We start from the raw sequence: 11838 nt of genomic DNA, 5'->3' as shown, positions 1-11838 counted from the left end.
TTTGTAAGAATGCTTGTAAGAATGCGGGACCAGTGAACAAATTTGTTGGTGCTAATCCCCTAGGCGATATCTTGTTGTTAGATGGCTCGTATTGACCCACTTGCTGTAATGGCAGCAAAATAGTTTATCTTTGAACGCTTGATTTGTTATTCCTGTATGGCAGGACATGATTAAGTGAACCACTGGACTCACGAAAGTATTTAGTCAATTATTATGCTATATGTCGGATCAGTAATGCTATATGTCGGATCAGTAATGCTGTATGTGAGATCAGTGATGCCATCTGTGCGCATTCGATGAGTCAGAATAAGCGTATTCAAGCGGTGTTATATATCAGAGAGAATTTGAACGTCGGCTAGCTAAGTGTTACCGACCTACAAGCTGCCTGGAACAATACGCGTACTAGTAGCAGAATGCCGATGGTTGGCTCTTTTTTCCAGAATTCCATGTCCGATCAGCCAACCTTCAAAAATGTTTTGATAGTCTAATTAAATTAGACCAATGCGACAAAGCTGACGTTTAGTTCATGAAAGTTTCTCTGATCCCAGAGGTTACTTTTCATTTTCAGACGATGATGGCTTCTGTGAGTCTGCTGATTCTTCTTCTGACTTTTCTTCTGACTTTTCTTCTGACTTTTTTTCCGGCAACATGGTATTGAGCTTCTCACCGCCTTTGGCGCCAAAATCCAATGTTCTGATAGGAAATGGAATTAAGATATCCGCTTTTTCTAGCGCTTTTTTAATTTCTACAACCGCCGTATGTCGAGCTTTCATAAAGCCAGTGTCACCTGGGTAATCGATCCAGAACCAGACTACTAAGTTTATACAGCTGTCTGCAAACCCCTCAGCAAACACGGCAGTTTGTTCTTTTTTGATAACAAAATCACAAGCGTTTATCGCTTCTTCAATAACTCCAGCTGCCTTCTCTGGGTCGTCTGCGTAAGAAATACCCACGGGTACTACGATGCGCCTGACCCCTGTAACCGTATAATTTGTGAGTACGTTTCGAAACAAGATTTTATTTGGAATAACTTCTATTTGGCCAAAAAACGTTTCGACTAATGTGTTACGCAAATTAATGGTTTTTACGGTGCCAAACACATCTCCTGCCTCAACCACATCGCCAATTTGAAATGGCTTACGAATACCCATCGCAATACCAGCAATAAGATTCTCTGCCATGTCTTGAAAAGCAAAACCAAGTGCTAGGCCAATAATACCTGCGCCAGCTAAGAGTGACGTTACAGTACCGGTTAATCCTAAAAACTCTAGGGCGATAAATAGCCCTGTCAACAGCACCAGCATCTTGATAATTGATGAAAGTAGATCGGCAATTTGTTCAGATTCTAAGGTTTTATGAAGCACTTTTCGAACGACTCTACCAACATATTTAGCCAGTAAGCCAAAAAACATGGCTAATAGAAAGGCGACTATAAAATTCGGCAAGTGTTTAATGCCAGCTTCTAGCCAGCCTTGTAATTTTTCGTCAATTAGCTGCCAGAATTTGTCTAATACAGAGAGGTCCATTAATATTATTCCCACTATTATTTATCATCGTTCTTCAATGCAGATTCAGCCCGTGTATTGAGCTTCTCTAGTGTCGAGGATAGGTAAAATAAAACGTCATTTTTCACAAAATGAAAATCCATGTAGCCTCATATTCTCCATACTAACATCTCTTTACTATCCTTGAGGGAGTGAAAGTCAGCGCACTGTTGTCTACTACTTAAAAAAGCTCAGCATATACTGCGGACAACAGAGCTTTCTGCACCGTCATCACCCGATGTTATTCGCTCAACGTTAAAGATGTCACAAGTTGACTTTGCGTGGTGACTGGCGTAACGGTGGGAACGTTGATCTTCCTCAATTGCCTCGGGAGAATTTGGGACGATTTTTTTAGCTAAAAATAGGTGTATCAATGGCAATAGTGGGCTAGCCAAATATCGGAGTATCGCTGTTGATAAAACCAATTCTATCATTGCGAAAGAGTAGGTGAGTGCCATAAGCACAAATAGTTAAGTTAAGTTAAGTTGAGTTAAACCTAGCATTTTTGGTTCTTTTTCTTTATGTCTTTGCTTCTTGAGGCAGTCCAGTTTCGCGCAATGCTTTTGTATCTTTTAATGGATATGCACCCAAAAACGGCAGTATTCCCAACTGAATTGAGAGGGGCTCTCGTAGCCAACTTTGAATGTCGTTGTCACATCTAAGTTGTCGGTTAACATTAAACGACGAGCTTCGTTCAAACGTAAAATTTTCGAAATTGCAGAGGCGTCACTGAACGAAAATGACTGTAAGATAAGTATAGATATATGCCTATTTGGTGTTGGACTCTTACGCTCAGGGCGGCGAATTGTCAGTGAAATGGTAAACAATACACCATACCAATAGGTTTGGAACTTTTCCCTCTTTATCCCGCAACAGGACAAAAGAGAGAACAGACATGACACATATCGACGTCAACAAGGTGATAGACTATTCAGTTTTATCTTTAAACTCACACAGGTCTTCGATAATACAAGAACCGCAACGGGGTTTTCTGGCTAAGCAAGTGTAACGTCCGTGAAGAATAAACCAATGATGTACATCCACTTTAAACTCGCTCGGCACCACTTTAAGCATATTCAGTTCAACTTGGTCGACATTTTTGCCAGGAGCAAACTTCGTTCGATTTGCTAGCCGAAAAATATGCGTATCAACGGCAATAGTGGGCCAGCCAAAGGCGGTATTGAGTACTACATTGGCCGTTTTTCGTCCCACGCCAGGTAAAGCTTCTAATGCTTCTCGATTCTCGGGTACTTCGCCACCATGTAAATCCACCAGCATTTTACAGGCGTTAATCACATTAACGGCTTTGTTATTGTATAAGCCAATGGTTTTGATGTATTGCTTAAGCCCGTCAACGCCTAAGTCATAGATTGCTTGAGGCGTATTGGCAACAGGAAACAACTTATCAGTTGCCTTGTTGACACTGACATCGGTTGCTTGTGCTGATAGCGTGACAGCAACTAATAACTCAAATGGACTAGAAAAGTTCAGTTCAGTTTCAGGCTTAGGATTATTGTCTCTTAATCTGTTGAGTATTTGTTGTCGCTTATCTTTATTCATAATAATCGGTCATTTTATCGTTAAGTTAACGGTCTCAGTAGTTTAACTGCAAAGTCTTGTTAGTTGACTTTAGTGATCCGCGCACGCGTTACGCTAACACTTTCTACCTTAGGTTGCAGGGCGTTAACTCGGCTATCGATGACATTTTTAAGGGCTATTAATAATCCCATGCCAATAAAAGCACCCGGCGGCAACATAGCCAATAAAAATGGCGTGTCCACATGCCATACATGAATGGTTAACACACTTGCCCAATCACCTAATAGTAAATCTGCACCGCCAAATAACGTTCCTTGGCCGAGCAATTCGCGGCTAGCACCTAAAACAACCAGTACAGCGGTAAAGCCTAAGCCCATCATTAATCCATCGAATGCCGAATGCGCTAATGAGTTACGCGAGGCAAATGCTTCTGCGCGGCCGATAATGACGCAGTTGGTTACAATCAGCGGTAAGAAAATACCCAATGACAAATATAAATTATAGGCATAAGCATTGATCAGTAATTGCACGCAAGTAACAAGCGCGGCAATGATCATGACAAACACGGGGATACGAATTTCTTTAGGCACAAAATCACGTACCAAGGAGACTAAAATATTGGATCCAACTAATACCAACAACGTCGCGACGCCCAAACCCAATGCATTGGTGATTGTTGCGGTAACGGCTAGTAGCGGACATAACCCTAATAATTGTACTAATCCCGGGTTATTTTTCCATAGTCCTTGAGCTGCAATCTCACTATATTTACTCATGGTTGGCCTCACAGACATAATGACTTTGATAAAGTGCTTGGCGATGTTGTTCAACAAATGTCAGTGCATTGGCAATCGCTTTAACGTAAGCGCGTGGAGTAATAGTGGCACCCGTAAATTGGTCAAATTGACCACCATCTTTCTTTACTTTCCACATATTGCTGTTGTCTTTAAATAACTTACCACTGAAATGAGTGACCCAATCCGATTTTCGCAGTTCAATTTTATCACCAAGCCCCGGGGTTTCTTGATGGGAAAGGGTACGAACACCTAATATTTTACCTTGGTTATCTACACCAATAATGAGTTTTATTTCTCCGTTATAACCATCTGGTGCAATAGCTTCAATCGCGATGGCTACGGGGAGTTCATTTTTATAAGCAAGGTATGCTGGTAAGTCAGCTTTAGTGCCTAACAGTTCCGGGGAGTTAACCAAAATGCATTGTTCACTGAGTACATTATCGTATAACTCAGTCGGCACAATTTGGTTAAGCGTTAAGGTTAATTGTTTTTGTTGTTGCAATAATATGGTGTCACTGGTTAACGCGTTCACTAACGCAACTAGGCCAGTGCAACATAAGGCAAATAGGCCAAGTAATAGGCCATTTTTAATCATCGGGTTAGTTGTTAAAATAGACATTATTAATTTCCTACTCGATGACCATAACTGCGTGGACGAACATAATAATCGATAAATGGCGCGCACATATTGGCTAATAAAACGGCGAAAGCGACGGCGTCAGGATAACCACCAAATGTTCGTATTAAGTATATGAGTAAACCGATCATGGCGCCAAAAATAAGTCGACCTCTAGGACTTGCTGCTGCGGTAACGGGATCTGTGGCAATGAAAAATGCCGCCAGCATGGTTCCTCCTGAAAATAAATGCATCACAGGGCTAACGAAGGTATCTGGGCTGATCAAAAAACCAATACTGGCACAGACAAACAAAGTCAGCACAATAGCGCCGCTAATATGCCAGCGTATCACCTTAAGCTTTAGCATCACTAGGCCACCAACAAAATAGGCCATATTGACCCAAAACCAACCTTCGCCGACACTGCCAGAGAAGATGGTTTTAGTCATACTTTCTGTTGTGGTAAGCCCCATAGAAAGGTCTGTTTTTAATGTGTCGAGCGGCGTTGCCATGGTGGTGCCATCAATCGCCAAATGGAAAAAATCTGCAGCATATCCCGTGTTTAATTCAAAGATACTGTTGAAGGTATGCAACATATCTGCGTAATTGACGGTTAAGGTTTGAGGGGCAACCCATGAAGTCATTTGTACCGGAAATGATATCAGCAGCAGTACATAAGCGGCCATTGCAGGATTAAAGACGTTATTACCTAACCCACCATAGAGTTGTTTAACAATAACGATAGCAAATAATGTTCCGATGACGATTAACCACCAAGGTGCTAATGGCGGGATCGCGACCGCAAGTAAGCTTGCGGTAACCAATGCGCTATTATCAGTTAAGGTAGCGACAATATTTTTATTACGCAGTTTCATTACTGCAGCTTCTGCTAAATAAGCCACCGTAATTGCGAGTAATAATTGAACTAACGTGCCGTAACCAAAATAATAGCTTTGTACTGCAATACCTGGAATAAGGCATAGTGCGACACGCTTCATTACCGTATTGGTGTGCAATGTTGTGCTGACATGTGGAGATGAGGCAATTTTAAATGCCATAGTTATAGTTCCTCTTGCTTAGCACTGTTAGCGAGTTTCTTGGCTTTCGCTTTGGCAACCGCGGCAGCAATTTTAGCTTTTTTTTCATCGACAGGGATTGCTGCAATGGTTATATCAATTTCGATTGCTGGGTTCACTTCGTTTACCGTATCGCGAGGCTGATCGTCGCCCACGTCATTTGTCGCGCTAGAATCAACAGCTAATGCCGCTTTCTTGGCTTTTGCTTTGGCAACCGCGGCAGCAATTTTAGCTTTTTTGTCATCGACAGGGTTTGTTGCAATGGTTGTATCTGTTTGGCTTGCTGAATTAACCTCGTTTGCGGTATCGCGAGGCTGATCGGCGCCCACGTCATCTGCCGCGGCAGATTCATTGGCTAATGCTGCTTTCTTGGCTTTCGCTTTGGCTACGGCCGCAGCAATTTTAGCTTTTTTGTCATCGACAGGGCTTGCTGCAATGGTTGTATCTGGATTAACTTCGTTTGCCCAATTATTAGCCTTATCGTCGCTCACATCATCTGCCACGGCAGATTCATTGGTTAATGCTGCTTTCTTGGCTTTCGCTTTGGCTACGGCCGCAGCAATTTTAGCTTTTTTGTCATCGACAGGGCTTGTTGCAATGGTTGTATCTGTTTGGCTTGCTGGATTAACTTCGTTTGCGGTATCGCGAGCCTTATCGCCGCTCACATCATCTGCCACGGCAGACACATTGGCTAATGCTGCTTTCTTGGCTTTAGCTCTAGCAACTGCAGCAGCAATTTGTGCTTTTTTATCATTAACGGGGTCAATGTTCTCGTTAGTTATATCCGTTGTGACCGCAGCTACATCACTTTGATTATCTACTTTAGACTGAGCTGCAAAGGCGGCTTTTTTAGCTTTCGCACGTTCAATAGCGGCATTAACTGCTGTTTTCTTCGCGCTGGTACTGTCTATTGCTGCTTTTGGTGCATCATTATCAGATGTTGTTACAGCAGTATCAGCAGTTATGCCTTCTGCAGCCAGGGCTTTTTTAGCGGCGATACGTGCCATAGCAGCGGCTACCGCATCTTTATCACCCGACTTCATATTTGCTTGGCGTTTGGCAGCTGCTTGTTTTGACTTTTCTTCTCGAGCATTTTTTTCATCTTCAAGTCGTTGTAAGCGTGTTTCGAAACGAATTTTTGCTTTTTCAGCTTGTAGTTTTTCTTCTGCGGTATTCTTCAACGCTGATTTCGCGACCCGATAATATTCAACTAAAGGAATGTCACTTGGGCATACGTAGCTGCAACAACCGCATTCAATACAATCTTTTAAGTTAAAACTTGCCGCTTTGTCGTATTCCTCCGCTTTGGCGTGCCAGAATAGCTGTTGCGGTAACAATAACGCGGGGCAGGCGACTGCACACTCACCACAACGAATACAGGCTTTCTCATCTGGATCAGGAGCTATTTCTGCTTGGCTTGGTGCCAATAAACAGTTGGTTCCTTTTGATATTGGCACATCAAGATCACTCAACGCGTATCCCATCATCGGACCGCCGACAATGACTTTTTGTGAACTCTGCGGTTCAAAACCGACTTGGCTGAGGGCATCAGCTACTGTAGTGCCAATTCTCAGCCAATAGTTTCCAGGTTTACCGATGGATTCACCGGTTAACGTCACTACGCGTTCAATGAGTGGTTTACCCTGTAATACCGCTTCTTGAATGGCATAGGCGGTACCGACGTTATGCATAACAATACCAAGTTGAGCAGGAATGGCTCCACTGGGCACTTCTTTGCCGGTAATAATTTGAATAAGTTGTTTTTCGCCGCCTGACGGGTACTTTGTCGGAATAACGGTGACACGGATCATATCGTTAGGTAATGAGCTGCGACGAATAGCAGACTCCATTGCTTGAGCCGCTTCAGGTTTATTATCTTCAATAGCGATAATAATACGTTGTGCGTTAAGCAAATGCTGAATGATACTAATACCAGTTAATATTTCATCACTGTATTCACGCATTAATCGATCATCAGCACTAATGTAAGGTTCGCACTCCACCCCATTAATAATGATTAAATCGATTTCACTCGCGGGGTTGAGTTTTACATGACTGGGAAACGCTGCGCCGCCCATTCCTGCAATACCTGCTTGCCTTATTTTGGCTAAAATATCGGCTTTGGACAGTTGTTCAATCTGATTTGAGGTAAGTTCACACCAAGTATCATGTCCATCGGCTTCGATAATGCAACTCAGCACAGGCAATGAAGAGGGATGATTGCTACCGTGTTGCTCTATCGCGACAACGGTCCCGGAAGTAGGGGCATGGACGGGTAAATAAATAAAACCAGCACCTTCAGTGAGTGGTTGTCCTTTTAATACCTGGTCTCCGACCTTGACACTCAAGGTCGCTTGTTGACCAACAAGAGGAACCGGTATCACAAATCGCGATTGCAGTGGCAAAGGTGATATGGTGCTTTGGTTGGAAAGTGATTTAAGTTCAGGTGGATGGATCCCGCCAGGAGAGCGCCACAAAGTACCTTTATCTAATTGCTCTAATAACGTTAGCACCGTTTGTCCTCTTGCTCTGTATTGATCACGTTGATAGGGATCGCGCGTAATTTCCAATCCCAATTTTGTATTGTGGTTTCAACTGGGATCATATCAATGCAATCGACAGGGCAAGGCTCAACACATAAGTCACAGCCGGTACAATCTTTGGCAATAACGGTATGCATTAATTTACCAGCACCTAAAATGGCATCAACTGGGCAGGCTTGAATACATTTGGTACAACCAATACATTCATCTTCACGGATATAAGCTACTTTTTTAATACTGGCTTGTGCTTCTTCGCCTAATGCTTCAGGTTCAACCCCCATAAGCTCGGCAATCTTTTCCATGGTAGCAGTACCACCAGGAGGGCATTTATTGATTTTGTCGCCGTTAGCGATAGCCTCAGCATAGGGGCGACAACCAGGATAACCACACTGACCGCATTGAGTTTGCGGAAGCAGGGTTTCAACTTGATCAATAATAGGATTACCTTCAACTTTGAATTTTTTTGAAGCAAAACCTAAAATGACGCCAAACACTAATGCTAAAACGCTTAATACAGCAACAGCAATTAATATATTAGATACCATTAGCTAACTAGCCCCGCAAACCCCATGAAGGCTAATGACATTAAACCGGCGGTGATCATGGCAATTGCGCCACCTTTAAAAGGCAAGGGCACGTCTGCAGCGGCTAATCGCTCGCGCATGGCCGAAAACAAAATTAACACTAATGAGAAGCCAACTGCAGCACCAAAACCATAAATAGCTGATTGAATAAAGTTATGGTCTTCATTGACGTTAAGTAAAGCGACGCCTAATACAGCGCAGTTAGTCGTGATAAGTGGCAAGTAAATGCCCAGAGCACGATGTAAAGATGCACTGGTTTTTTGCACAACCATCTCGGTAAATTGCACTACGACGGCAATAACCAAAATAAAGCTCATTGTACGTAAGTAGTTGAGGTCAAATGGCTGCAGTAAAAATTCATTGGTGAGATAACTCAGAATAGAGGCTAGGGTCAACACAAACGTGGTTGCCATCGACATGCCAATTGCTGACGCCAATTTGCTCGACACCCCCATAAAAGGGCATAGACCTAAGAATTTTACCAGAACGAAGTTATTCACCAGCACTGTGCCGATCAACAAGAGAAGATACTCTGTCATTGCTACAATTTTTTGACTAATACATCCTAGTATTATCTTAGGTTTGGCGCCGATAAACAACGGATAAAAAATAAGGTTAAACATAAAATGTTTAACCTTGACATAAAATCGTTATTTTTACCGTTTGTTAACGTTGTTTTTACTGTTTAGTTAACAATACTTCAGGTTTAGCAATATAATATCCTTGTAGTCCATCCACTAAAAGTTTTTCAAGGGTGAGTTTTTCATCTTGTTTTTCAACACCCGTGGCAATGACTCGAATACTAATGCGTTTGGCGATATCAACAATCATCCGGATAAAGAATTTATTGTTGTTATCCTGTTCAATATTATCACTATAACTGCTGTCCAATTTGATAAAGTCAGGACGGACCTCGCGGAAAAATTTAAATGAGGTAAAACCTAGACCAAAGCGTTCGACAGCGACTTTTGCGCCAACTTTATGGATCTCTGTGACAAATTTATGACTAGACTCTAAGTTAGCCTGCATTCCAGACTCATTGAGTTCAAACACTAATCTAGCCGCAGTACCACGGTGTTTAGATAATATATCCTTCAACCACACGGTAAAACTCTCTTGCAGAGCAGAAGAAGCACTAATGTTTACCCCCATTTGGCCTGAAATACTGGGGTTTTCACTTAACACTTTAATGGTTTGAGTGACTATCATTTTATCGAGTTCTACACTCATACCATAACGCTCAGCCATCGCAATCACAGTGGTTGTGGGTAAAGGTTTACCTTCGGAGTTATAAAATCGAGCCAAAAGTTCACGGTAAACTTCGGTGTCATTATTACAGGGCTGAATAGGTTGTTGATAAAATTTAATACTTCGACGGTTAATTAAGTCGTCAATGGTCACTTTCCAATGGTTATTACCAAATTGTTCATTCGCGGATAATTTTTCTAATTGATAGTAGCGATTGGGTCCGAGCGTTTGTGCCACACTGACAGCGGTATCGGCTAATGCCATCAAGGCCAATGGTTCATTTCCTTGTTGGTAAGGCACCATACCCGCATGAGCAATAGAGTCACTCTTGATACTCTGGGCATATTCATCAAGATGACGCTTAAGTTGCTCTAAAAATCGTTCACCCTCTTTAAGAGTAATACTTTCAATGAAAACAGCAAAATCACCGCTAGATACCCGAAAACACTCACTCAATCCGAGGTTTGTAACTGACTTTCGAATACAAGTAGCCAGTTTAGCTAAATAATCATCACCAGCAGCACGGCCATGTAGTTGGTTAATCGTTGCCAGTTCTGCGGCCTTAATAACAACGAGGACACCATGCTGTTGTTTATCTGTTTTGCTTATAGTGTCAATATGTTGTGTAAAGCGTTGTCGAGTAGAAAAGCCACTCACGGGATCTTGATATGCCGCTTTAGTTAATTGTTCATTTTCTTTGCGTACGCGATCTAAACTGAGTTTTAATTGGCTACGACATGTTTCTAATGCTTTGCCGATGGGATGGAGCACACCTGGGAAGCGAGATTTCTCAATGGCTAGGAACGATAAGTCTGGAATATGAGTAATGTATTCGGCGGCATAGTTAATTCTTTTACGATGTAATTGCATTAACACCGCAAATAACAACATCAAAGCAATATAAGCGGTAATCAATAACGTCGCAGTTTGCTCTAAGTCATTAAAACTAGGGGACAACACACTCGCGGTGTCTAATCTAACTTGTAAACGCCCGTCAGGAAAATCATGCACATGGCCTAATTCAATATTAAAAATCTCGCTGGCAAAATCATCAGAAGGGCGAAGTAAACTGCCATGAGTATAATTTTCATTGCTGTCAGTATTATGGATATATTGGAAAAATTGAAAAGAAAACGCTGTAGACATACGTTGGTATAGCGCTTCTCCGCTACCCTGCCATTGATCAATGGTTTGCACGTATTGCTGGTAATTAGCTCGTGCTATTTCACCTTGTTCTTGTACTTCGTTGTTTTCGACCGTGTAAATTCGAAAAATTAATAAACCGAACACGATAAAAAGGACAAGCTGAAAGGATTTCGATAAGCCCATAAAACAACAATTCCTATGAGTGTATGGCTAAATTTGCTCGGTCTTGCACAAATGTCGTGCTGTAGATGTTCGACCGTGGTATTTAATCAATAATATAATGCTTTAAGTAATAATGCTTTAAGTAGTTTATATAATAACCAATATCATCATAGCAGAAATGAGATTAAATGATTACTAATCTAAGGTATTATTTATAATAGAAAAACTAGCGATTTAGTACTAACTAATACCGATGAATAAGCGATTATAGTTAAGGTAAATTAAACTATTGATTAAAATATTGAAATTATAGGGTAGGTTGAGCAAGAGTGTGTTTTGCAGATGATAACGTTGCGGGATTTCTGTGGCTATTGTTGCGTTTCATGTTGCGTTTAATAATGGCTCCCCAGACTGGACTCGAACCAGTGACATACGGATTAACAGTCCGCCGTTCTACCAACTGAACTACTGGGGAATTAATTATTACTATAAATACTTAATTTGAAATGGCTCCCCAAACTGGACTCGAACCAGTGACATACGGATTAACAGTCCGCCGTTCTACCAACTGAACTATTGGGGA

Annotated in this window: 9 protein-coding genes and 2 tRNA genes; all 11 read right to left on the bottom strand. The window is 41.8% G+C overall.

Going from position 1 to position 11838, the window contains the following annotated elements; translation table 11 throughout:
• Nucleotides 1-551 precede the first annotated feature (551 nt).
• The 11 genes from AAEY94_RS19690 to AAEY94_RS19640 all read right to left on the bottom strand — a co-directional run bounded on the left by AAEY94_RS19690 (nucleotide 552) and on the right by AAEY94_RS19640 (nucleotide 11838).
• Entirely contained in the window at nucleotides 552-1526 is a 975-nt protein-coding gene (locus AAEY94_RS19690; protein ID WP_350979740.1) for a mechanosensitive ion channel family protein, read from the bottom strand.
• A gap of 945 nt (nucleotides 1527-2471) precedes the next feature.
• Nucleotides 2472-3104: an endonuclease III gene (gene nth / locus AAEY94_RS19685; protein WP_101087033.1), complete on the bottom strand. Its 633-nt coding sequence runs from the start codon at nucleotides 3102-3104 to the stop codon at nucleotides 2472-2474.
• Nucleotides 3105-3163: 59 nt separating this feature from the next.
• Complete coding sequence (locus tag AAEY94_RS19680; RefSeq protein ID WP_101087034.1) at nucleotides 3164-3859, bottom strand: electron transport complex subunit E; 696 nt, start codon at nucleotides 3857-3859, stop codon at nucleotides 3164-3166.
• Nucleotides 3852-4499: an electron transport complex subunit RsxG gene (rsxG, locus tag AAEY94_RS19675; RefSeq protein ID WP_243756173.1), complete on the bottom strand. Its 648-nt coding sequence runs from the start codon at nucleotides 4497-4499 to the stop codon at nucleotides 3852-3854. Before rsxG ends, AAEY94_RS19680 begins: the two co-directional genes overlap by 8 nt.
• 2 nt (nucleotides 4500-4501) lie before the next feature.
• Nucleotides 4502-5554: an electron transport complex subunit RsxD gene (gene rsxD / locus AAEY94_RS19670; protein ID WP_162023254.1), complete on the bottom strand. Its 1053-nt coding sequence runs from the start codon at nucleotides 5552-5554 to the stop codon at nucleotides 4502-4504.
• Between the two features lie 2 nt (nucleotides 5555-5556).
• A complete protein-coding gene (gene rsxC, locus AAEY94_RS19665; RefSeq protein WP_350979737.1) occupies nucleotides 5557-8085 on the bottom strand; it encodes an electron transport complex subunit RsxC in 2529 nt (842 codons plus the stop codon).
• Entirely contained in the window at nucleotides 8079-8660 is a 582-nt protein-coding gene (gene rsxB / locus AAEY94_RS19660; RefSeq protein ID WP_101087038.1) for an electron transport complex subunit RsxB, read from the bottom strand. The genes rsxC and rsxB overlap by 7 nt, the downstream gene beginning before the upstream one ends.
• Nucleotides 8660-9238 (bottom strand): electron transport complex subunit RsxA, encoded by a 579-nt coding sequence (rsxA, locus tag AAEY94_RS19655; RefSeq protein WP_101087227.1) that lies wholly within the window; start codon nucleotides 9236-9238, stop codon nucleotides 8660-8662. The genes rsxB and rsxA overlap by 1 nt, the downstream gene beginning before the upstream one ends.
• 139 nt (nucleotides 9239-9377) lie before the next feature.
• Nucleotides 9378-11276, bottom strand: a complete 1899-nt coding sequence (locus AAEY94_RS19650; RefSeq protein ID WP_101087039.1) for an EAL domain-containing protein — start codon at nucleotides 11274-11276, stop codon at nucleotides 9378-9380.
• Nucleotides 11277-11654: 378 nt separating this feature from the next.
• Nucleotides 11655-11730 (bottom strand) — tRNA-Asn (locus AAEY94_RS19645).
• Nucleotides 11731-11762: 32 nt separating this feature from the next.
• A tRNA-Asn gene (locus tag AAEY94_RS19640) sits at nucleotides 11763-11838 on the bottom strand.

Origin of the sequence: Shewanella sp. AC34-MNA-CIBAN-0136 (assembly GCF_040309945.1) — a bacterium.
Classification (GTDB): domain Bacteria; phylum Pseudomonadota; class Gammaproteobacteria; order Enterobacterales; family Shewanellaceae; genus Shewanella.
The sequence above is the reverse complement of the archived record's forward strand: the minus strand, read 5'-3'. Positions and strand labels throughout refer to the sequence as shown.